The following is a 21,845-nucleotide window of genomic DNA, read 5'->3' as shown; positions in this document are numbered from 1 at the left end:
GCTAGACGAACTCGGGACGGCCGGACTGGTCGTTGCCGTCGCGCCAGACCGGCTGCGGCGGCGGGACCGTGGCCAGGATCCGCTCGATCACGGCGCGGGCGTCGATGTTGTCCGCGATCGCGTCGAAGGTCAGGCCGAGCCGGTGGCCCATCACGTCCAGCGCGACAGTCTGGATGTCGCTCGGCAGCAGGTAGTCGCGGCCGTGGATCAGGGCCAGCGCGCGGCCGGCCGAGATCAGGCCGAGCGTCGCGCGCGGGCTGACGCCGAGCTCGATGATCGGCTCGAGGTCGGGCAGGTGGAAGTCGGTCGGCGTCCGGGTCGCCATCACCAGGCGGACGGCGTACTCGGCGACGAGGTTGTGCACGAAGACCTGCTCCGCGGAGCGCTGCAGCTCCATGATCGTCTCCGGCTGCAGCACCTGACGCGGCTGCGGCGGGTCGACGCTCATCCGGCGGAGGATCTCGAACTCCTCGTGCCCGCGCGGGTGCGGCACGTCGATCTTGACCAGGAACCGGTCGCGCTGCGCCTCGGGCAGCGGGTAGACGCCCTCGGACTCGATCGGGTTCTGGGTGGCGATCACGATGAACGGCTTCGGCATCGGGAAGGTCTGCCCGCCGATCGACACCTGCCGCTCGGCCATCAGCTCCAGCATCGCCGACTGCACCTTCGCGGGCGCGCGGTTGACCTCGTCGGCGAGCACGAAGTTCACGAACGTCGGTCCGAGCTCGATGTCGAACGCCTCGCGGGTCTGCCGGTAGATCCGGGTCCCGACGATGTCGGACGGGACCAGGTCAGGGGTGAACTGGATCCGCGCGAACGACCCGCCGACGACGGAGGCGAAGGTCCGTACGGCGAGCGTCTTGGCCACGCCCGGCACTCCCTCGAGCAGGCAGTGCCCCTTCGCCAGCAGCGACACCATCAGCGTCTCGACCATGTGCTCCTGGCCCACGATCACGCGTTTGACTTCGGTGATCGCCTCGCCGACCAGACGAGACTGCTGGGCCACTGACCCTGCCGGGACGGTGGTTTCGGTCATGCCTGTCCTTCCGGGGCCCACACGGGCCTGGTGCTCGGGAACAACGGCCATTCCATCAGATCCAGGGGCAACCCCACACCACGGCCACTCCCCATCCTCCCCACCCACTCAAATCAGTACTCCCTCACCCCCCCGTAATCCAACCGCCACCCACCCCCGAACAACGCATCTCCCACCGCCGAGCCACCAAGTCTTCCCCGAACTCTCCATCCGCCCCAGCGCCAGGTCCCACCCCCGACGAGCCCAAACCACAACCCACCGCACGTAGCCGCCAACCTCAACCCCCGCGACGGCGCCCGCACAGACCTCCCCATCTCCCACCCAATTCCCCTAAACCACCACACCGGGAGCAGGCAACAAGACACGGTTACCGTCAATATGGTGGGATTGACCCCAACATGACCGCGACCGAGTCCACCACCGCCGCACCCCCGGACGCTCCTGAGGCGAGCGTCCCCGTGCCGGCGATCCCGGACGCGCTCCCCCTCCTTCCCGAGGATCCGCCCCGCGTCGGCGAGTTCTGGCTCCGCGGCCGCCTCGGCGCGAACGCCGCCGGCTACTTGTACGCCGCCGCCGACGAGTCCGGCCGCGGCGCCGTCGTCGCGATGATGACCGAGGGCTCCGCCGACGACGCCTCCGCCAGGGACCGCTTCGTCCGAGCCGTCGACGACCTCCCCGACGACTCCGTCCTCGCCCACAACGACCAGGACGACGACGACCTGGCCCTCTGGGTGGCCCTGGGCCCCCTCCGCGACGACGACGGCTCCAGCTCCGCCGCCGACGAGCGCCTGATCGCCGAGCGCCGCGGCGAGGACGTCCTGTCCGCCGTACTGATGGACCGCGTCCCCCAGCTCGGCCGCGTCCGAGGCCCCGACTTCCGGCACTACTGGGAGAACCGCCGCCGCCCGGGCCTCTTCCGCATCTGGCCGCTCCCCTGGCCGGCGGTCCTCCGCCCGGCCTCCCGGCTCGCGCTGATCCTCTCCCTGATCGTGATGGCCCTGATCATGGCGATCGCCGTCCTGATCGCCTGGCTGCTGTTCCGCAACGCCCCCGAGGTGGACCCCGGTCCGGTCATCCCCAACCCGAGCGGTACGGCGACAGTCACGATCACCCCGACCACTCCGCCGCCCGGCAGCACCGGCCCCGGCAGCCCGACGGCCACGAGCCCCGGCAGCCCCAACACCACGGGCCCCGGCCCAGGCACCCCGGGCACGACAGGCACGCCCGGACCGGTCGACCCCTCAGACCGCTTCTAACCAGTACGCCGTACGGTCAACCGGCAGCCGCCGTACGCCGGGATCTCACCAGCGCGATCAGCCCGATCAAGCTGACCACCGCCCAGGTCCCTTCCAGCAGCAGGAACCCCCAGGACTGCTCGACCCCGGCGATCACCGCCAGGACGCCCGAGCCGACCAGGTTCAGCACCTGGTACCGAAGGGTCTTCTGCTCCAACCGCCCCGCCTGGGACGCGGCGAAGGCGATCAGGATGGTGATCGCACCGGCGATCTCGAGGACGTCGACTGCATGCATGACACTGCCCCTCCAGGGGCTGGCGTCGTCTTTGCGTCGGGTACGGCGCCGTCTCGTCCGGAAGTCCGCGGCTCGCGGACCCGGTCCCCAGCCTACTGTCGCCCGGCCCGATCACCGAGCGTTGGTGATCGATCTGACCTCACAGCGAGTTCTTGATCGCCGTGGCCTTCGCCACCAGCTGACTCGCGGCCGCCGCGGGCACGACCTTCTTCGCCGCCAGCACCCTCACCTCGATCACGAACGCCGTCAGCAGCGTCTTCGCGGCCGGCCTCTGGTTCTTCTGCACGGCCACCCGGGCGGCCTCCAGCTTGGACACCAAACTGGCCTCTACCGCCTTCGCGAGGTGCAGCGCCTTCACCTCGGCGATCAACGCCGTCAGCGCGGCCGCCGGCCCCGGCGCCTCCACGATCTCGACCGACCCGGCCTCGCAGTTCGCCCCGGCGGGCCGGGCCGTCATCCGCTGGTCGTCCTCGACCAGACAATTTGCCACCGGCACCCGACCACCGAGCGGACTCGTTGCCGCCGGCACCCGCACCCGCCCGAACCCACCGCCGCCCAGCGCCGCCAGCTGCGGATCGTCGGCGGTCACCAGGTCCGACGCCACACTCCCGCAGCTGGCGTCACGCCGTACGGAGAAGCCGAGCGACGTCCCCGCGAACGCGCCACCGATCCCCGCGCACGACGTACCGGCCTTCGGCAGCACGATCGCACTCTTCTCGGTCCGCACCTGAGCAGCCGGTACGGCGGCGACGTGCGCGCCGGTCGTCGCCTGGTCGTCGGCCATCGTCACGTGGGTCAGCGTCGCCACCGCGCCGTTGGTGATCGCGAGCCCGCCGCCGGTCGCGGCCGTGTTGCCGCTGAACGTGCTGTTCAGGAAGTTCGCCGCGACGGCGGACACCCGCGCGCCGCCGCCGGTCCCGGTCGCGACGTTCCCGGCGAAGGTCACCTTGCTGCCGCCGAGGTTCTCGGTCGCGATGTCGAGCCCGGCGCCGTTGGCGGCCGTGTTGTCGTCGACCGCCATGTCGTCGAGCGTCACCGAGTAGCTGTTGACGACCTTCGCGCCCCCGCCGTTGCCTCCGGCGGTGTTGTTGCTCAGGCCGGTCCGGTCGATGCGCAGGTCGGTGATCGCCTGCGCGTAGATGCCACCGCCGTCGCCGGTCGCGGAGTTGTGGTCGATCGGTGTCTCGTCGAACGACAGGTCGAACGGCCCGGTCGCGTCGATCGTGCCGGCGCCGCCGCCGTTGCCGCCGGTCGTGCTGTTGCCGATCAGCGAACCCTTGTACATGTGCAGCGCGCCGAACCCGAGCCAGACCCCGCCACCGCCGCCGACCGACTGGTTGTTCTCGACCAGCACCCGGTCGAGCCCGACGTCCGGCGTGACGCCCGCGGCCTCGATCAGCACCGGCGTCAGCGAGATGCCACCGCCGGGCTGGGTGCTCTTGTTACCGGTCACGGTGGACAGCAGGCCGCTGATCCCGGTCGATCCGTTGCCCCGCTTCGACGCGGTGAACGAGATGCCGCCGCGCGCGTCGGCCGCGGTCAGCCCGTTGTTGGCGACGTTGGTCGAGTACATGCTGAGCGATCCGCAGTTGCTGCACAGGATGCCGGCCCGGCCGTTGCCGTAGATGCTGGTCAGGTCGACCGTCATCTTGTTCGCCGCGAACCCCTGGCCGGTGTTGGTGATCCCGGTCCGGGTGTTGTTCTCGATCGACGCGTTCTGGATGTCGACCGGGTACCCGTCGACCAGCGACATGCCGGAGCCGGTGTTGTTCGAGATGGTCGTGCCGTTGACCGCCAGCGAGCAGTTGTCGCAACTCACGACGCTGCCGGTGTTGTCGTGCAGACTGCCGCCGAGCAAGGTCATCCGGTACGGCGTGATGCCGTGACCGAAGCTGCTCCAGACGACGCTGCCGCCGGGCGAGAGCACGTCGCGGACCTCGACGTTGTTGAGCAGCAGCTCGCTGTCGGAACGGACCGCGGCGCCTTCCAGCGCGGTGTTCGTGGTGTTCGGGCCGCCGTCGATCGCCAGGTCCTGCAGCTCGAGCCGGCCGTCGTGGCTGGTGCTGTCGACGATGCCCTTCGCGTCACAGGTCTGCTCGATCGTCGAGTTGTTGCCCTGGACAATCAACTCGTGGCTGTCGGCATGCGTCAGCGGGCCGGAGCAGACCGACAACGCGTACGTCAGGCCGGCGCCGAGTGTGATGACGTCGTCGGCGCCGTTGGCGGACGCGGTGCTGAAGGCCTCCCGCAACGAGGTCAGGCCGTCCCCGCCGTTGACCACGTCGGCGGTCGTGGTGACCGTGATGGCGGCGGCCGAGGCGGGCGCGGTCGTGACGACGACCAGGCACGAACCGAGCAGCCCGGCCAGCGCGGCGGCGCGCAGGCAGGACGCGGTGATTCTGGACAAGGACATCCCCCCACAGGAATCGAGGCCACCAGAATTCCTCAGCGGCTCCGGGCTGACAAGCCCTCACCCTGCGAGAAGCCGCGCCAGCTCCGGATCGCGCCAGAACCGCTCGGGCACGGGCTGGCGCACGAGCGCCGCGTCGGCCCGGATCTCGGCCGGCGTCGCCGCGCCGATCAGTACCGACGTCACCGCGGGATGCCTGCCAGGGAAGGCCAAAGCGGCCTGCGGCAGCGAGACGCCGTACGGCTCGCAGACCGCGGACATCCGCCGCGCGCGGATCGTCAGTGGGTCAGTCGTTTGCTTGGATCGATCGGTCAGCAGGATCTCCTTCGTGAGGACGCCGGAAACGATCACCGCTACTCCCCTTGCCTGGCAGCGATCCAGCAGCGGCCCACCGGACCGGTCGAGCAACGAGTACTGCCCGGCCAGCAGGACGACGTCCAGCTCGAGCTCCTTGACGAGCCGATCGAGCTGCTGCCACTCCCGCCCGGCGACACCGATCGCGCCGACGATTCCGCGCTCGCGCAGCTCGGCCAGTACGCCGTACGCGGCGTCGATCGGTGCGTCGCCGGGATCCTGCACGAAGACGAGGTCGAGCGTCGTCACGCCCAGCCGCTCGAGGCTGCCGGCAACCGACTCGCGAACACCCTCGAGCCCGACCTTCGTCGACACCAAGAAGCCCGACCGCGGGTGCGCCGCCAGGCCCGCGCCGAGGCGCCGCTGGTAGTCGTCGTACGCCGGTGAGGTGTCGAAGAAGCGGATCCCGGCCGTGTACGCCGCCTCGATGGTGGCGGTCGCCACCGTGCCTTCGGCGGCACCGAGCCGGGATCCCCCGAGGCCGAAGCGCGGCGGACGGAAGCGCGTCACGTTCGGTGGAGCGAGCACACGGCTGGGAGCGGTCATCGGCCCTACCTCCCTGGTCGGCACTACCAGGATCGGTCCTCCGCGACGGTTTCGCATCTCGGGCCCCGCGCGGGGCCCGAGATCACGATCAGCGTCCGGAGTGGTACAGCGCCTTCACCTCCGTCGCCTCCAGCGCGCGGTCGAACAGGTGCACCTGGTCGACGACACCGTCCAGGTAGTCGACCGGGTTGCCGCCGAACTTGCCGCGCCCGATCACGGTGTTGCCGGTCGAGGTCGCGTCGAGCGTGCAGGCCGACTTGGTCGCGACCAGCGCGCCGTCGACGTACAGCCGGAGCTCGCCCTTGGCGGCATCCCGTACGCCGGTCAGGTGGTACCACTGCCCGGGATTCGGCTTCGTCGGCGCGAGCGCGCGCTGCCCCGGGAAGCTCATCGCGAACCGCTGGTCCTGGCCGGAGTACTGCAGGAAGAACGCGCTGTCCCGGTCGCCGTCCTGGCTGATCACGGTCTGGAACCCGCCGTCGGCCTTGTTCAGCTTCACCCAGGCGGTCGCGGTGTAGTTGCCGTTGGTGTCGATCAGCTGGGCGCCGGTGTCGACGTACTGGCTCGTGCCGTTCGTCGCGACGCCCTGGCCGTTCTTGCCGGGGGCAAACGTCGCGCCGCCCTGCAGCGTCGCATCGTTGTCGCCGACAACGTCTTCCCCCGAGCCGTCGAGCGGGTAGAAATGGATGCCGTCGGCACCCGGCGTACCGGGTGGTGGATTGGGTCCGCCGCTGCCGGTTCCGTCCGCTTCGGCGATGATCTGCTCGTTCATCGTGCGGACCTGGGCGAAGTCCATCTTCGGGACCTGCCGGTCGTAGGTGAAGAAGCCGTTCACCTCGCCCTCGACATCGGTGATCTGGGTGTAGACCGAGCCACTGATCCCGCAGGTGTTGGCCGACCGCAGGACGTCGCGCTGGTTCTCGACGTACCGGCGGGTGAGCGTGGCCGAGTCCGGCGTCATCTCGTACGCGAAGCCGTCGCCGAACCACATGTGGTCCTCGGTCTTCAGCCCGAACCCGCCGTGCTCGCCGTCGACCGCGACCCGGTCACCGGAGGGCGTCGGGGTCGCCGGGCCGAGGTAGGCGTGGTGGTCGATCATGTCGCCGCGACCGGAGTCGCCGAGGGAGTCGCAGCAGTTCATCCCACTGTGCGCGTTGACGAGCCGCGACGGGTCCTGGGCCTTGACGCTGTCGGCGATCCGGCCGGTCTCGGCCAGGTCCCACTCGCCCCAGCCCTCGTTGAACGGCACCCAGGTGGTGATCGAGGTGAAGCTCTTGTGCTCCTCGACCATCTCGTGCAGCTCGGCCTTGTACTGCGCCTGCCAGGCCGGCGGGATCGGGTCGGTCTTCGAGGCCGGCATGTCCTGCCAGACCATCAGGCCGAGCTTGTCGGCCCAGTAGTACCAGCGGTCCGGCTCGACCTTGATGTGCTTGCGGACGGTGTTGAAGCCGAGTTCCTTGTGCTGCTCGAGATCGAACCGGAGGGCTTCGTCGGTCGGCGCGGTGTTGAGGCCGTCCGGCCAGAAGCCTTGGTCGAGCGTCGACAGGTTGAACAGGATCTTGCCGTTGAGCGCGAGCCGGAGCTTGCCGTCGGCCCCCTTCACCTTGCCGACCTCACGCAGTCCGGCGTACGAACCGACCTGGTCGACGACCTTGCCGCGGTCGATCAGCTTGACCTTCAGCGTGTAGAGGAAGGGGTTGTCGGGCGACCAGAGCTTCGGGTTGGGGATCTTGATCCTGAGCTCTTGGTTGGCCTTGCCCTTGAGAGCTGTGACTTTGCGGCGGCCGTCGTACACGGTCGTCTCGATGTCGAGGTTGGTCGGGCCGGTGGTGTCGGCGGTGACCTTGAGGGCCCTGCCCGGTACGTCGGGCGTCAACTGCAGGCGCTCGATCGAGGAGCGGGCCACCGGCTCCATCCAGACGGTGCGCCAGATCCCGGAGCTGCCCTGGTAGAAGATGCCGTGGTCGCCGACCTCGCGCTGTTTGCCGATCGGCTGGAACGTCTCGTCGGTGAGGTCCTCGGCCCAGACGATCACCTCCTGCGGGCCTTTGTGATGCAAGGCGTTGGTCACGTCCGCCGAGAAGCCGTCGTACCCGCCGCGATGCGTGGCGACCTGGCGGCCGTTGACCCACACCTTGGCGTCGTAGTCGACCGCGCCGAAGTGCAGCAGGAGTTGCCGGCCCTTCCAGCCCTGCGGGACGGTGAAAGTACGGCGGTACCACATCCGGTCCTCGTGGCGCTGGACTCCGGACAGGGCGCTTTCGATCGGGTACGGGACGAGCACCTTCTCGGCCAGTTGGCGGCCGAACGGAGGGGCTTCGCCGGGTGTCGCGGCGGCGAACTCCCACAGGCCGTTGAGGTTCTGCCAACGGTCGCGGGTCAGCTGCGGCCGCGGGTACTCCGGGAGCGCGTTGGCCGGTGAGACCTCATCGGTCCAGGGCGTGCTCAGCGGTGGGGTCCCGATCTCCCAGGCCGGCGCGGCCTGGGAGGTGGGGACCACGATCGCGGTCGCGGCCAGGAGGCCGGCCGCGACCGCGGCGAGGCGTCGTTTCATGCTGCTGTTTCCTTCCGGGGCGGGGAAAGGACAGCTCGATGGAAACGCTCCCACGACAGAATTGCAAGAGGTCACTCAGATTCGAACATCACACCAGCGTGCAGACCGGGCTCGGAGTGGTGAAGCTGCCGGCCGGGGTCAGGGTTCCAGTCTGTTGGTTTCTGTGGAAGGTAGTGATCGAGTTGGAGCGCTGGTTCGACACGAGCAGCAGCGTGCCGGTCGGGTCGATGGCGCAGTGGCGTGGCCAGTCGCCGCCCGTGGACGGAGTCGCCGTGCGGGTGAGCGTCGCGCCGTCCGCGCTAATCGCGAAGACCGCGATGCTGTTGTGGCCGCGGTTGCTGACGTACACGAAGTTGCCGTCGGCCGAGACGATCACTTCGCCGGGATAGTTCTGCGGTGAGTTCGCGGGCGCCGTGGGGAGCGGCGTTCCGGGGGTGAGCCGGCCGTCGGCGTACTCGCACGGTACGACGGTGCTGTCGAGCTCGTTCGCGACGTACGCGTACCGGCCGTTCGGATGGAAGGCCAGATGCCGCGGGCCGGCGCCGGTCTCGAGCTTGGCCTGGGCTGTTTCCGTCAGCTTGCCGGGCGCGGCGATCGTGTAGGTGTAGACCGTGTCGGTGCCGAGGTCGACCGACAGGATGTACTGGCCGGTGGGGTCTTCGACGACCTGATGCGCGTGCGGCGCGGCGCCGACGTGCTTGACCAGATCGGTCCGCGCGGCGAGGCTTCCGTCGGCGTTGACCGGGTGCACGGCGACGTCACCCGAGCCGTAGTTGGCGCTCACCAGGTACTTGCCGTCAGCAACGAGTGCGAGATGGCAGGGCGCGGATCCGCCGGTGGACTGGCGGTTCAGCACCCGGAGCTTGCCGGGGGCATCGACCGCGACGGCGGTCACGCCGCCGTCGGTCTGCTCGTTGACGGCGTACAGGAATCTTGCGGACGGGTCCGCGATCAGGAACGACGGCTCCTGGACTCCGGTCAGGACGCCGGTCGCGGTGATCGCGCCGCTGGTCGCGTCGTACGAGGCGAGGCCGATGCCGGTCCCGCCGGCGGAGGTGTAGGTGCCGATGTAGAGCGTCGCGCTGTCGCGGGCGAACGCCGGGGTGATGCCAGCTGCGGCCGCAGCCGCCGCGCCGGTGAGACCGAGAAAGGTGCGTCGGGTCGTAGCCATCTGTGGAGACCTCCGTGGGGGCGGACGAGGACTATCGAAGGGTAGCTTCGAAATCACCGGTCTGTCACCCGGCGCGCACGGTGTGTGCTTGCGGCCGGTCGCCGCTTCCGGCACGGCCGGTGCTGACCCGGCGCCGCGCCCGGCCGGGGCTGTCAACGGCCGGGTCACCGTGCCCTGTCCCGAGTGGACCTGGCCGACCTCGTCGGCGGGACGCACCGGATGGTGCTTCCTCAGAACGCGTCGACCCCGGTGGCCTCGACCGACCAGGCCCACAGCCGCTTCGCGAGCTCGGGGTCCTGGGCGGTGCTGGTCGGGGTCGCCGACCGCGGAGCACCGCGGTAGCCGAGGAAGCCGGGGCCGACGAACGCGCCCGACCGCAGACCGGGCAGCGTCGCGGCGTACAGGCTGGGCCAGGCGCCGGCAGCGGCTGACTGGGCGACCAGGCGCGTGCCAGCGGCCCAGAGGCGGGCTTGGAGCTGACGGCCGGCCAGCTCCGGCCCGGCAGCCTGGAGGTGTGTCGAGGCGTACCCGGGGTGCGAGCCGGCGCTGATCAGGCTGTCGCCCGCTCGGCGGCTCAGCTCGAGCATGAAGAGCACGTTGGCGAGCTTGGACTTCCCGTACGACTCCCACTTGCGGTAGCCGTTCTCGGCGGTGAAGTCGGACTTGCCGATCCCGCGCACGGTCTTGTGCATGAACGAGCTGACCGTGACGACGCGCGGCTTGTCCGCCTGCTGGAGCAGGGGCATCAGCCTGGCGGTCAGCGCGAAGTGCCCGAGGTGATTCGTGCCGAGCTGCAGCTCGAACCCGTCCAGGGTCTGCCGGTACGGCGGGGCCATCACGCCGGCGTTGTTGACCAGGAGGTCGAGGCGATCGTGGGTCTTGGTGATCTGCTCGGCGGCCCGCTGGACGCTGGTCAGGTCAGCCAGGTCGAGCTCGATCGTCTCAGGCGCTTTTCCCGCCTTGGCCGTCAGCTCGGCGGCCGCCTGCGCGGCCTTGTCCGGGTTGCGCGCCGCGATCAGGACGTCGGCGTTGTGTCTGAGCAGTTCGAGGGCGGTGGCATAGCCGATTCCGCTGGTCGCGCCGGTGACGAGGGCGAGACGTCCGGACTGGTCAGGGATCTCCGCAGTGCTCCAGCTCATGCGCCCACAGTAGCGGTGGGCGCATGAGCCGGGGTCGTCACGACAGGATCTTGCGGGCCTTGAACGCGGTGGTGACCTGGTCCGCGGCCGCCTTGCCGTACAGCAGGCGGGCCGACTGGACCGTGACGCGCGCGGCGTCGGCGAAGCTGGTGTCGGGCGCGTAGAAGAACGTGCCCTGCAGGATCACCTTGTTGGCCTTGTTCCGGCCGAGCGCCTTCTGGATGTCCCAGAGCGCGTTCGACCAGATCTCACCGTCGTCGTGCACCTCGCCGACGATGTCGTCGGTGGTCTTGCCGGTGTCGGTACGGCGCAGGCAGTGCTTCGGGCCGGCCGTGTACGACGTGGCGTCCCAGTCCATCACGCACGGGATGTCGTACCCCTTGCTGACCGGGATCGACTGCTGCACGGCCCAGTAGTCGCCGAAGCCCTCACCGATCGAGCCGGCCTCGAGCGACTCACCGAAGCCCGGGACGACGTCGTCCTGGATCGCGTGACCGTACTCGTGCCAGATCACCTCGGCGTCCTCGGCGTCGTCGACGCCGCCCTCGCCCATCGTGATCAGGTCGACGCTCGGGTCGTAGAAGCTGTTGTCGCCCTCGAAGGTGTTGATCGAGAAGTCCTGCGACTCGTTGTTCACCTCGGTGAAGCCGAGCGAGTGGATGTACTCCTGGGTCTGGTTGACCTGGTAGTACGCCATCACCTGCTCGAACTTGTCGTTGGCGCGCTGGTACACGAACGTGTTGTTCTTGTTCTGCGCCACCCCACCCTTGGCCTCGAGGATGTTGACGTAAGCACCGTTGAGCTTGCCCGAACCGTCCAGGTTGCGCAGGATCACGTTCTTCTGCGCCAGGAACAACTCGTTGCTGTTCTTGTCGTTGTTGTCGAGCAGATCCTCGTTCTTCAACGTGACCGACGGGCTCGGGTCGAACACCGAACCGCGGCCTTCGGCGTTGTCGCTGATCACCTTCGACTCGACGACGACCCCGTTCTTCGCGTCGACCAGCGACCGCGTCACACCCTCACTCGACCGCGAGGTGACGTTCCACACGAGCCGCGCATTGGGCCCACCGAGCACCGCCAACTGAGCCGCACCCTGCGTCGCCGTCGGCGTCTGCACCACACTCTTGTTCGGCTGCGCGATCCGGTTCCGCGCCGCCCGAGCGCTCACGGCCGAGTTGGCCGACTTCGTCGCCGTTGCCGACGGCACCTTGGCACTGACATCCAGCGACTCCGGTACGGCGTCCCGCCCGTCCGAGACCTGCGTGACCTTGCCCGACTTGTCGAAGTGCTTCGCGTAGTACCCGTTCACCACAGGCAGCCCCTTGAAGGTCTGCTGGTACCACACGTGCTTACCGAGCAACGAGTTCTTCGTCTTCACCAACTTCAAGTTCCCCGGCACCGCCGCCCCCGGCGCCGCCCCCGCGGAACCAGTCGCCGACAACCCCAACCCAGCAGCAAGCACCCCCGCAGCCACCGCCGCGACCGCCTTACGCTTCGTCATCTTCTGCCCTCCCATGAACTGACGTGGTGACACGACTACGATCCGTCGCGACCCTAGTTCGCCACCCACCATCTTGGGAAGCAAAACCCCACCCCTCCCCCCAAACAAGGGAAAACCTGGAGCCTCCACGGGCGACCGCCAAGGCAGGAACTCAGTCGTCTGCCTCGGACAACGCGAGCAGGAGTTCCTCAAGAACGCTGGATGTAGTTCTCCAGCGCCCGAATGCGTTCTGAGACCGACGGCTGCCCGGCGAGCCAGTCGGGCTGCGTCATCGCCATACGCCTGGAGGCCTCTTGATGCTGTCCCTGCCAGCCGTAGAGAACTTCCAGTAGCTTCCGGCCATGCCCCATGTCGACCACCGCACGGTCGGCCATCCGCTGGTTCCAGTGCGCCAGACCTCCGAAGAGGAACGGCAGCAGCACGGGCGACAGGTAGAGCAGCGGAACCGCCAAGCTGTCGTAGAACACCAACGCGAACAGCAGGATGCCGATGTAGGCCATCAGCAGGAACCCGACGATAGTGCAGCCGATGGCCGGGATCGTCCGGCTCAATTTCAGCAGCTGGCGAACTCCCAGGGCCACGAGTCTTGCCGGGACCGAGTACCAGAGCGCCAGTCTGCTGAGCCACGTACGGCCGTGAAGATGAGTCGCCAGATCGAACGCCAAGACCGCCTCCAGGTGACTGGGCGGCAGAGTGAAGATGGCCCAGCCCGTCACTGTGACCGTATTTCCTGCTCCCACGCCAGCGGTCGCGCCATCTGCGTTTTGGATCCACAAACTGTAGGTGTTCATGTCGAGCCCGGACCGCGTGGCCACCGTGTGCCAGCTCGGCATCAGGCGTTGTCCTTCAACCATGGTGGGCTGACGCAGCCCGAAGAGGAACCGCGAAAGCAGGAAGTCCATTCCTCGCCAGAACACGATGGCTCCCGACACCAGCCAGATCGCGATCAGGATCCAGGTCGCATCATCGGCTCCGAAGAGCTGGCAGAACCAGTAGATGATGAAGAAGCTGGCCAGTGCCCAGACTGCACCGTTGACGATCTCGGACAGCAGGAGACCTCCACCGCCGGGGCGCTGAACACCCATCGGCTCCGGTTGTCGCGGACCGCGGATCGGCAGCTGGGGAGTACCGTCCCCCTGACCGTCGGTCGGCCTGCGCGGGTCGCCGCCCGTCGGCCCGTCCGGTCGATCGGAACCGCCCTCAACACCACTCATTCAACGCCTCTGCCATCAGTAGAGCGATACATGGACATGGTCGAAGTGTCCACCGGTCGCATTGCTCGGATCGTAGATTCCGCCACCGTTGTACGGCTTCCACTGCCCGGTACGGGCACTCCAGATCTTTCCGTACCAGATGAGGTATCTGACCCCCGTCGTACCGGCCGTTTGAATCGTCCAGTTCGCGATGCGGTCGCCCTTCGCACGAACCGCCGGCGAGCGCCTTCCATCGCCCCCGACGAAAACGTCGCAGGCCTTGCCCTTGGGGTGGTCACTCGTTGGATTCCACACATGGGCGTCCCAGCAACTCATCGCTGGGCTGGCCAGGTTGGTGCGTGCCAACGCGATCCATGCCGCCGTCCGTGGCGTCACCATCCCGCCGGTGCCGGTGGGATCTGAGATCGTCGCCTGCTGGGGAGGCCAGACGCCGTTGACCGGCCGTCCCGAGATCAGCCCTCCGCCCTCGTCACAGTTGTCGAGAGCTGACACGGTTTCGTCCCCGCTGGGGACTCCCGGGGTCGTGACCTTACGCCCGCCGTAGGGATCACCGGGGCGGTCGAGGTCGATGCCGGCCACCGCTGCGATCCGTCGAGCGGCGTGTTCGTGCCGCGCATAGGCGTTCGGGAACGCAGAGACCTGGACCGCCTGCGCCGCTTCGGTGTAAGACATCGATGGCCAACCGTCAATGTCCACAAGACCGGGCGGGCTCGGAGCCTTCGGTCGGCCGAAGAAGGCCTCGGCCGCGTACGTCGGGTCCAGAATCTGCTCGACTGTTCCCCAGCCCGCAGACGGACGCTGCTGAAAGAGCCCGACGGAATCACGGTCGCCGTAGGAGATGTTCTCCAGCTGCGACTCCTGAAGCGCAGTCATCAACGCGACCAGCGTGGCTCGTCCTGGCAGATTACGAGCCACCGCGACGTTGTCGATGATCTTGGCGAAGCCTGCCTGCCGTTGCTGCATCGTCGCGTCAACCGGTGGGTCATCGGCTCTGCCGGTGTCGCCCAGCGGGCAGCCGGCGACGAAGCGGTCGCCGGCCGCACCGAACGGCAGAATTGTGACCACCCCCAGTAGCCCCACCAAGGCGACCGCGCCGGCGGCCTTCAGCGCCACCGATCGGGCACCCGCGAGTCCGCTCGATCCTCCGACCATGAACATGGAATCACCACTCCCCGTTGCTCATGGTCCGGCTCCGCCGTTCAGATCGCTGACAACCCACACAGCCCCCTCTGGAATCATGGTGACCACGAGTGGGAGTTGGATTCGGTTCGGTCGCTTACCGGTGATATCGATCGTGATTGTCACCAGTCGGCTGATCCGTGTGGGTGTGTCCACGGGAGCCGAGTCAGGTCTCGGAGCAGTCACCGTGACGTCGGCGACTGTGGACTTGCCTCCATCTGTCTTCAGCGCTTCGTAGGTACTGTCTCCTGCTTCGGTCAGACTCTCGCCGACCTCATTAGTGATGTACGGCCCGGTCTTCGTCACCAGATCGGCGTACGACTCAGCGGAGGGATCCCTGGTGTAGAACGTCCGAGCCCACACAGCAATCACATCTGTCGCTGCCGAGGTCGCGACAGCGGATGGGCGTTCAGTCAGAATCGGCGGGGTCGAGACCGATGTGGACGGAGTCAACACAGCTGACGGTGTGTTCTGGCTCGGATCACCGGTCGGCGCAGGTCGCTCAGGCTGAGGTGAAGGAGCCAGCAAGCCGACGTCCTGCTCCGGTGAGTCGTCTCGTCCTAACAGCCGTGGCAGTCCGCCGCCGAAGCCCAGAACGATAATCGCGAGGATGACAACGACCACGATCACTGTGACCGGACTGGTCGGTTCTGTCCGACGTTGGTCCCGCAGCCACGCCATCCGCTGGGCATGATCGTCGCGCCGCCACGAACGCTTAGCCTTCCGGCGTTCATTGCGTCCGAGGTCGTCAAGCTCGTCCGGGTACGAATAGTCCGTACTCATGACGTCGCGCCATCCGGACGGTTCGTCAGGACGTAGATCATCCGTTTGGGCGGAATCGTCCTTGGCGCCGTCCGCGTCAGCGCCGGCTCGCCTTCGGTTGCGATCCCGTTTCGTCATCGTCGGCTCACCTGCGCGTCGGCACCATGACGGTCACACCGTCCTTGGTCACACTCGAGTACTCACGGAAGCGTCGCTGGCCACCGCTCGTCGGTCTGCGACGTTCACGGAGGGTTTTCGGCGGCCCGTCCCGCAGGCTCGCGGAGTGGGCGTGCAGCCGAGGCTCAAATCGGCTGCTCGACGCAGGGGCTGCCTTTGTTTCGCGCGCGTGCCGAGCACGCCGGCTCTCGGCGGATGAGCTGGTCCCGCCTCCGGCGGCCGATGCGGTAGTACTGCCGCCGCCACTGGGCGCCATCCCTACCGTGATTGCGCGACGTCGTCCCGAACTGGAGTCCGACTTCATCGGCGTCGCCGAGATCGAGCCGGCTTGGACGACGCGGGGCTGATCTTTCAGCCGTCCCATCAAGCCTTCTTTCCGGCGTCGTGCACCGCTGCCGCTCGTCGTGCTGCCGCCCTCGATCGCTCGACGATCCTGCGCCGCAGCAAGTTCGTGCGGCTGCCGTTGTCCCGAAACCATCGGTGCGCCACCCGATGCACCAACCGCGGGTGCTTGCCGGAAGACGCGCACCGAGGTGGCACGCTCGACGGAGGTGTCGCCGGCCCCGCTGCCCTTGCCTGCTGACTTCTCAGCAACTGCTGGGCTAGCCGCCCGGCTCCCGACAGCACCCATGAGGCGCCGAACAGCCGTCATCGCTCCGCGGCGCGCCAGTCCACCCATCAGGAGGCTCCCGGAACCTGGGCGCATCATCGTGCTCATGCTTTCGAAGAGTCGCCGGAGCCGGAAGCCGGCGATCAATACAGCAATCGCCAATCCACTCACGGGCAACCAGCCGAGCGTGTCCGTCAGGCCGAACACAGCGGTCACCAACGCAAGCGTCGTCGAGAACACCAGCAACGCGAGAATTGACTGCAACACCAGTCCAAGTAGTGCTTCGAACCAATTCATCGCCCATTGCCGTGGTCTGCCCGGTATCGCCCACAAACAGGCGAAGAGAACACCGACGACAAGCAGGAGCATGCAACCGACGAACGCCATCAGGGCGGTGAAGGCAAGGGACACCGTCAGAAAGGCGAACAAGGAGGCCGCAATTGCTCCTAAGGTCAAGACACCGACACGACCGAAGGGGTTTTTCCCCTTGGCCCACTCGACTGTCGGGGCGCTGCCGCCGCCCTCCGCCTTGCTGATCTCGTTGTCGATGTACTGGTTTCGAGCGTCGCCATCAGTGCCTTTGTCGAGGATCGCCTTGCCGTAGCGCTCGCATGCCGCCAGCGACCCGAACTCCGCCACACACCAGGGAGTCGCAGCGAACGCGCGCCAGGTCGCATCACCGGATTTCCGCAGCAAGGTGTCCTGCTTGGTTCCTGCAAAGCTCGGTTGAGGCCAGTCGATGGGCGTTTTGATCGTCCCCCCGAGTACCTCGGTCGACGTACCGACAACGGCGTCAGCGCCGATCTGCCGCGCACCGTCGACACCGTTGAGCCACGTGTTCGGGGCCACCGCGAAGCTGGTTGCGATCAGGCCGGCCACGAAAACCCAGATCAACTGACCCATCGCGCTTCCGCTGGCGCGACGCTGTGCGTAGGCGGCAATTGCGCCGAAGGCGAGTGCAGACGGCAGGAGCCAACCGACGAGCTCAGTGTTGACATTGCCGATCGCCGACGAGGCAGTTTCCGTCAGCGACTTGATGTCCGTGAAGGAGAACAGCCACCAACCGACAGAGATCGCGCCTCGGGTGATCGCGATGATGTACATCATCACCATGTGGGCGTAGCCGTTGAAGACACCTTGGAACGGGTCCCGAAGGCTGGTCTCGAAGTCCAGGCCGTAGACCATTGGGCTGTACTGCTCGAACAGCGTCCGAGTGTCGCCGTGGGTCAGGTCCGGGGTCGGCAGCAGGTCTCCGAACCCGGTCGGGTTGGTGGGGCCTGTGTCGGGGTCGGCTGCGAGGGCGACTTGGGCTGTGACGATGAAGGAGATGGCGAGGACTGTGAGCGCCGTTCTCAGGCGGCGCAGCCACCTCATCCGACGTGCTCCTTTTTGGAGGGGGTCTCGTCGGGGGTGTACATGGCCTTGTTGTAGCCGGGGTCGTCGGCTTCTTGGTCGTAGACCTCGTCGGGGCCTATGGGGGCTTCGTGGTGGGTGGGGTGGGGGGTGTGGCCGTTGCCGTTCGGGGAGAGGGGGGCGGGGGCGGTGCCGGATTGCTGGGCTACCGGGGGGTGGGGCGTGGGGTGGGTGCCGTTGGGGGCGGCGGAAGTTGTTGCGGGTGGGGGTGCGAGGGGACTTCCTTGGGCGGGGGTGTCCTGGAGGTGGGCCGGCTGGGTCGGTGTGCCGTGGGCGGCGGGGCCGGGAGCCGGTGTGTCCTGGACGGGGTTGTCGTGGGCGGAGGTGCCGTAGGCGGCTACGCCGTGAGCTGGGGTGGCCTGGGCGGGGGCGTTCTGGCCCGGGAGGCCGTTCTGGGTGGGGTTGTCGTGGGCGGAGGTGCCGTAGGCGGCTACGCCGTGGGACGGGGTGTGCTGGGCGGGAGCCGAGGGACCCTGGGTGGGGACGCTGGGAGGCGGGGTGTCGTGGATAGGCATGCCGGGAGCGGGGGTGCCGTCGACGGGTAGGCCTTGGGACGGGGTGCCGTGGAGGGGCACGCCGGGGGCGGGGGTGCCGTCGGCGGCCGGGCCATAGGCCGGGGTGCTGTGGGCGGGGACGGCGGGAGGTGGGGTGCCCTGGAGAGGGTCGCCCCGAAGAGGTGTGTCCTGGAGAGGCGCGTCCTGGAGAGGCGCGTCTTGGAGAGGGGCGTCTTGGAGAGGGGCGTCCTGGAGGGGCTCGGGGTCCAGGGTGGTGTGGGCTTCGGCTTGGGCTGTGGCTGTGGCGGCTGGTTCGGGGAGGAGGGCGTCGTCTTCCTCGTCCTCGGCGAAGGGGTCGATGTCTTCGGGGAGGGTGGGGATGGGCTGGGTGGGTTCTAGGGCGTGCTCGGACTCCGGGGTGGTGCGGAGGAGGTCGGCTACGCGTTGGCTGGGGATGTCGATCTGGACGGTGGCGACTTCGTCCCAGCGGTCTCGCATGATGCAGTGGCCGTGGCGGATGGACTTGCCGTTGGCGGCGGTGTTGATGCCTCGGACGAGGGTTTGGTACGGCGCCGTCTGGGGGCGGCCCAGCAGTTCCAGCAGGGAGTCGACCTGTTCGCGGGAGCGTAGTGAGAAGGCGAAGAGGGTGGTGATCTGCTCGACCAGGCCGGGGAGCTTGAGGATCGACGCGGGGTCCTGGGTGTCCAGGACGAGCGAGGCTCCGAGGGCTCGGCCGACGCGGGCGATGTAGTCGAGGAAGCTGGCGCCGTCGGGGGTCTTCGTCAGGAGGTGGACCTCGGGGACGATGACGACCTTGGAGCGGCCGCGGAACTCGCGGCGGCCCGTCGTACGGACCATCCAGGCCAGGCAGCCGCGCAGGCAGGCCATGCCGACGCGTTCGATCGGGGACCAGGACTCGGGGGCCGACTCGGGAGAGGGCAGGGTGAGGCCTGGCATCTGGACGACCCAGAGGCCCGGGTTCGTCGTCAGGGACGACAGGCCGGACGGTGGGCCGGCGACGACCGAGCCGAGGCCGGTTTCGACCAGGTCGCGCAGGGCGAAGCCGACCGTACGGGTGGTCTCGGACTCGGACGCGCAGAGGCGCTGGATGACGCCCCAGGACGACGGGTCCGGGGACTGGATCTCGGCGCGGGTGGCCGCCATCACCGGTGCTTCGGCGGCGCCGCGCAGGTGCGGCGGGAGCAGGAGCATCAGCTGGGAGGGTGCCTGCAGGAGCGCGTCGTCGACCGGGAGGACGCGGAGCAGGTCCGCGGCACCGGAGAACTGCGCGGTGATCTCGATGACAGCAGTCGGTACGCCGTACTCGGCGGCGACCGCCGAGACGCCCGCGGCGTCGCCCTTCAGGTCGAGCAGCGGGACCCACGCGCCGGCGAAGGCCGAGTCGAGGCCACCGAGCATGGCGGCCGTCGTCTTGCCTCGGCCGGAGCGGCCGAGGAACAGCGTGGTCGTCGCGTCGCCGAGGGCCGAACCGGCGGCCGCGTCGAAGCGGACCAGGCCCGGTGTCGAACCGGTCAGGTAACCGATCGAGGGACCGGTGGCGTCACCGATCGACGCGCCGCCCCAGAACCACGAACCGAAGAACGCGGTCGACTCCCGGACGTGGCCGAGGTCGGGCACCCGGAGCTGGTCGCCGGGCAGCGACTCCAGCCACAGGTCGCGCTGCTCGTCGGCGCCGGCGGCGACGGTGATGCCGCGGTCGGCGTAGTGCGCGATGACGGCGTCGACGTACGCCTCGAGGTCCTCGCGGGTGTCCGCGCTGACCAGCAGACGCGGGTGGTCCTCGACCAGGGTCAGGCCGGAACGGTTGATGTCGCGCTTGACCTCGCGCATGATCCGCTCGGTCTCGACGATCTCGTCGGCGGTCTCCTCGGCGGTGCCCTTGGCGGCCGAGCGCCGCTGCTCCTTGGCCGACTTCCGGGTCTCGTCGACCAGGTGCCGCGCGGTCTTCTTGGTCAGCACGCGAAAACGCACCGACGCCTCGACGGTGACGTCGATCTCGTCGCCGTCGTCGTCGATCGCCTTGATCTCCGACAGCGTCCGCAGCCACTCCCCCGCGCCCGGGGTCTCGAGCTCCTCGGGGAAGTCGGTCATCGCGAGCACGGTCGTGTACGCCGCGATCTGGCCGCGGGTGTCGTAGATGCGCAGGTGGTCGGTGTAGGGGACGACTCGTCCGGCCGTGAGGCGGGCCAGCGAGGCGCCGGTGATCAGACCACGGCGGGGGGCCGCGACGGCGCCCCGGTGCATCTCGCGGCTGACCAGCCAGGAGATCACCTCGGCCGGCGCGGTGTGCGCCCGCCAGACCGTCGAGCCGAGCTGGCGGGCCAGCTTGCGGACCCGCTCGTCGAGGTGCGCGAGCTCGCGCGCGCTCACGCGCCAGGACGTCGTACCGAGTGCGTCGCTGATCGAGCCGCGGACCTGCGCGGTCGCGCGCGGGTCGCGGTCGCTGAGGTGGACGCCGAGCGCGACGTACCGCTCCGGCATCCGCATCTCGTCGATCCGGTCGGCACGGGTCTGGGCCCAGGCCTCGTGGTCGCCGAGCCGGTAGTGGCCGGCCACGCTGTCGAGGTAGTCCTGGCCGGTCGAACGGCCCCAGACCACCTTGAGGTGGCTGAGCCGGTCGCCGAGGATCGTCGCGGCCGCGCTCACCGCGGCGTCGAGGGCGGCGTCCTGCTCGCCCTCGGTGGCCAGGTCGGTGTTCGCCACCGAGATCAGGAACCACGCCTCCGCGCTGCGCTCGGTGACGAGCAGCCCGTCGGCGATCGCGACCAGGCGTGGCGGCGGGAGACCGCGTTCACGACCGACGCCGACCAGGTTCAGGAGCTTGTCCGCGATCTTCATCAGTGCCCCTCGTTGTCCAGTCGGCTGTGCCCCGACGACGTCCTGCGACTGACCTTCTGCACGTGGTCCGCGCCGAGGAGGCGGGCCCGCTGGTTCACCGTGATGTCCGCACCGGCGCGGACCTGGGGGTCGAGCTCCTCGACGACCTCGCGCTCCCACTCCGGGGTCACTCTGGCCTTGGCCAGGCTGGCCACCTTCTGGGTCGCGACGCGCTCACGCCACGGCAGGTACTCCGTCTTGTCCGCGGCCCGGGCACCGAGCCCGATGATCGGGCGGTGCGCGCGCAGCGCGTAGCGGACGGCCAGCGCCCACTCGGTCACCCGGCGGCGGCGTTCGTGGTGCTTGCCCGCGCGCCAGCCGAACGCGGTGATGACGAACGGCGGTACGACGTACAGGCTGACCGTCGGTTTCTTCGGTACGCCGATGAACGGCACGAGCAGCGCGATCCAAAGCAGGATGATCACCGCACCGAAGATGATCATCCGGCGACGGGCGCCTTCACCGAGGTCGATACCGAGCAGGTCGTACTGCCGGGTCTCGATCTCGAAGTGGTGGGTCAGGGTCCGGCCGACACGCATTCAGTTACCCCCGGAGAGCAATCCCCAGAAGCCCTTGAGCACGTTGATGGTCTGGTTGTTGGCGTAGATCAGCCCGCCGACCAGCACCCCGGCCGCGATGTGGCCGAACAGCTCGCCCCACTCGCGCTTGAAGTAGTGGCCGATGGCCCGCAGCACCAGGATCGCGATGAAGATGTTCCCCGCGATGACCAGGACCCAGTCCTTGAAGTCCGCGCCGGTGGGCACGTTGGGGTCGGCCAGCGGCGCGGCGAGCTCCACCACGCTGGCTACCAGTTGAGTCGTCATCATTGCGGTGTCTCCCTTGGTGCATAGGTCGTA

At 68.5% G+C, this 21,845-nt stretch carries 16 protein-coding genes and 1 riboswitch; of the genes, 1 reads left to right on the top strand and 15 read right to left on the bottom strand.

Annotated elements, in window-relative coordinates; all coding sequences use genetic code 11:
* Position 1 precedes the first annotated feature (1 nt).
* Positions 2-1,036: an AAA family ATPase gene (locus HDA39_RS03130; protein WP_184793736.1), complete on the bottom strand. Its 1,035-nt coding sequence runs from the start codon at positions 1,034-1,036 to the stop codon at positions 2-4.
* A gap of 398 nt (positions 1,037-1,434) precedes the next feature.
* Here HDA39_RS03130 and HDA39_RS03125 point away from each other — a divergent pair, with 398 nt between their 5' ends.
* Positions 1,435-2,292 carry a hypothetical protein gene (locus HDA39_RS03125; RefSeq protein WP_184793735.1) on the top strand — a complete coding sequence of 286 codons (858 nt, stop codon included), beginning with the start codon at positions 1,435-1,437 and terminating at the stop codon, positions 2,290-2,292.
* A gap of 16 nt (positions 2,293-2,308) precedes the next feature.
* Here the strand turns inward: HDA39_RS03125 and HDA39_RS03120 are convergent, their stop codons facing one another.
* The 14 genes from HDA39_RS03120 to HDA39_RS03055 all read right to left on the bottom strand — a co-directional run bounded on the left by HDA39_RS03120 (position 2,309) and on the right by HDA39_RS03055 (position 21,815).
* A complete protein-coding gene (locus HDA39_RS03120) occupies positions 2,309-2,566 on the bottom strand; it encodes a CBU_0592 family membrane protein (protein WP_184793734.1) in 258 nt (85 codons plus the stop codon).
* Positions 2,567-2,585: 19 nt separating this feature from the next.
* Positions 2,586-2,651: riboswitch (guanidine-III (ykkC-III) riboswitch) on the bottom strand.
* 54 nt (positions 2,652-2,705) lie between these two features.
* Entirely contained in the window at positions 2,706-4,979 is a 2,274-nt protein-coding gene (locus tag HDA39_RS03115) for a right-handed parallel beta-helix repeat-containing protein (RefSeq protein WP_184793733.1), read from the bottom strand.
* 57 nt (positions 4,980-5,036) lie between these two features.
* Positions 5,037-5,876 (bottom strand): aldo/keto reductase, encoded by an 840-nt coding sequence (locus HDA39_RS03110; protein WP_184793732.1) that lies wholly within the window; start codon positions 5,874-5,876, stop codon positions 5,037-5,039.
* An 88-nt stretch (positions 5,877-5,964) separates the two neighbouring features.
* Complete coding sequence (locus tag HDA39_RS03105) at positions 5,965-8,430, bottom strand: LamG-like jellyroll fold domain-containing protein (protein ID WP_184793731.1); 2,466 nt, start codon at positions 8,428-8,430, stop codon at positions 5,965-5,967.
* An 88-nt stretch (positions 8,431-8,518) separates the two neighbouring features.
* Entirely contained in the window at positions 8,519-9,601 is a 1,083-nt protein-coding gene (locus HDA39_RS03100) for a lactonase family protein (protein ID WP_184793730.1), read from the bottom strand.
* A gap of 230 nt (positions 9,602-9,831) precedes the next feature.
* Positions 9,832-10,740 carry an oxidoreductase gene (locus HDA39_RS03095; protein WP_184793729.1) on the bottom strand — a complete coding sequence of 303 codons (909 nt, stop codon included), beginning with the start codon at positions 10,738-10,740 and terminating at the stop codon, positions 9,832-9,834.
* A gap of 37 nt (positions 10,741-10,777) precedes the next feature.
* Complete coding sequence (locus HDA39_RS03090) at positions 10,778-12,241, bottom strand: M36 family metallopeptidase (protein WP_184793728.1); 1,464 nt, start codon at positions 12,239-12,241, stop codon at positions 10,778-10,780.
* Between the two features lie 188 nt (positions 12,242-12,429).
* Positions 12,430-13,455, bottom strand: coding sequence for a M48 family metalloprotease (locus HDA39_RS03085; protein WP_184793727.1), 1,026 nt, complete (start codon positions 13,453-13,455; stop codon positions 12,430-12,432).
* A 15-nt stretch (positions 13,456-13,470) separates the two neighbouring features.
* Positions 13,471-14,613, bottom strand: a complete 1,143-nt coding sequence (locus HDA39_RS03080; RefSeq protein WP_184793726.1) for a VldE C-terminal domain-containing protein — start codon at positions 14,611-14,613, stop codon at positions 13,471-13,473.
* Between the two features lie 21 nt (positions 14,614-14,634).
* Complete coding sequence (locus tag HDA39_RS03075) at positions 14,635-15,534, bottom strand: hypothetical protein (RefSeq protein WP_184793725.1); 900 nt, start codon at positions 15,532-15,534, stop codon at positions 14,635-14,637.
* A gap of 7 nt (positions 15,535-15,541) precedes the next feature.
* Entirely contained in the window at positions 15,542-17,557 is a 2,016-nt protein-coding gene (locus HDA39_RS03070) for a hypothetical protein (protein ID WP_184793724.1), read from the bottom strand.
* Positions 17,554-20,949 carry an ATP-binding protein gene (locus HDA39_RS03065; RefSeq protein ID WP_184793723.1) on the bottom strand — a complete coding sequence of 1,132 codons (3,396 nt, stop codon included), beginning with the start codon at positions 20,947-20,949 and terminating at the stop codon, positions 17,554-17,556. The genes HDA39_RS03070 and HDA39_RS03065 overlap by 4 nt, the downstream gene beginning before the upstream one ends.
* The gene (locus HDA39_RS03060) at positions 20,949-21,527 is read right to left on the bottom strand and encodes a hypothetical protein (protein ID WP_184793722.1); all 579 of its coding nucleotides are present in this window, start codon (positions 21,525-21,527) and stop codon (positions 20,949-20,951) included. The genes HDA39_RS03065 and HDA39_RS03060 overlap by 1 nt, the downstream gene beginning before the upstream one ends.
* A complete protein-coding gene (locus tag HDA39_RS03055) occupies positions 21,528-21,815 on the bottom strand; it encodes a hypothetical protein (protein WP_184793721.1) in 288 nt (95 codons plus the stop codon).
* Positions 21,816-21,845: the final 30 nt, after the last annotated feature.

It is taken from the genome of Kribbella italica, from assembly GCF_014205135.1.
GTDB classification, from domain to species: Bacteria; Actinomycetota; Actinomycetes; order Propionibacteriales; family Kribbellaceae; genus Kribbella; species Kribbella italica.
Note: the sequence above shows the minus strand (reverse complement) of the source record. Positions and strands in the feature narration are given on the sequence as shown.

Excerpts from the sequence above, each read along its gene's own strand:
- HDA39_RS03130 (WP_184793736.1), bottom strand. The coding sequence starts at position 1,036 with ATGACCGAAACCACCGTCCCGGCAGGGTCAGTGGCCCAGCAGTCTCGT.
- HDA39_RS03125 (WP_184793735.1), top strand. The coding sequence starts at position 1,435 with ATGACCGCGACCGAGTCCACCACCGCCGCACCCCCGGACGCTCCTGAG.
- HDA39_RS03120 (WP_184793734.1), bottom strand. The coding sequence starts at position 2,566 with ATGCATGCAGTCGACGTCCTCGAGATCGCCGGTGCGATCACCATCCTG.
- HDA39_RS03115 (WP_184793733.1), bottom strand. The coding sequence starts at position 4,979 with ATGTCCTTGTCCAGAATCACCGCGTCCTGCCTGCGCGCCGCCGCGCTG.
- HDA39_RS03110 (WP_184793732.1), bottom strand. The coding sequence starts at position 5,876 with ATGACCGCTCCCAGCCGTGTGCTCGCTCCACCGAACGTGACGCGCTTC.
- HDA39_RS03105 (WP_184793731.1), bottom strand. The coding sequence starts at position 8,430 with ATGAAACGACGCCTCGCCGCGGTCGCGGCCGGCCTCCTGGCCGCGACC.
- HDA39_RS03100 (WP_184793730.1), bottom strand. The coding sequence starts at position 9,601 with ATGGCTACGACCCGACGCACCTTTCTCGGTCTCACCGGCGCGGCGGCT.
- HDA39_RS03095 (WP_184793729.1), bottom strand. The coding sequence starts at position 10,740 with ATGAGCTGGAGCACTGCGGAGATCCCTGACCAGTCCGGACGTCTCGCC.
- HDA39_RS03090 (WP_184793728.1), bottom strand. The coding sequence starts at position 12,241 with ATGACGAAGCGTAAGGCGGTCGCGGCGGTGGCTGCGGGGGTGCTTGCT.
- HDA39_RS03085 (WP_184793727.1), bottom strand. The coding sequence starts at position 13,455 with ATGAGTGGTGTTGAGGGCGGTTCCGATCGACCGGACGGGCCGACGGGC.
- HDA39_RS03080 (WP_184793726.1), bottom strand. The coding sequence starts at position 14,613 with ATGTTCATGGTCGGAGGATCGAGCGGACTCGCGGGTGCCCGATCGGTG.
- HDA39_RS03075 (WP_184793725.1), bottom strand. The coding sequence starts at position 15,534 with ATGACGAAACGGGATCGCAACCGAAGGCGAGCCGGCGCTGACGCGGAC.
- HDA39_RS03070 (WP_184793724.1), bottom strand. The coding sequence starts at position 17,557 with ATGAGGTGGCTGCGCCGCCTGAGAACGGCGCTCACAGTCCTCGCCATC.
- HDA39_RS03065 (WP_184793723.1), bottom strand. The coding sequence starts at position 20,949 with ATGAAGATCGCGGACAAGCTCCTGAACCTGGTCGGCGTCGGTCGTGAA.
- HDA39_RS03060 (WP_184793722.1), bottom strand. The coding sequence starts at position 21,527 with ATGCGTGTCGGCCGGACCCTGACCCACCACTTCGAGATCGAGACCCGG.
- HDA39_RS03055 (WP_184793721.1), bottom strand. The coding sequence starts at position 21,815 with ATGATGACGACTCAACTGGTAGCCAGCGTGGTGGAGCTCGCCGCGCCG.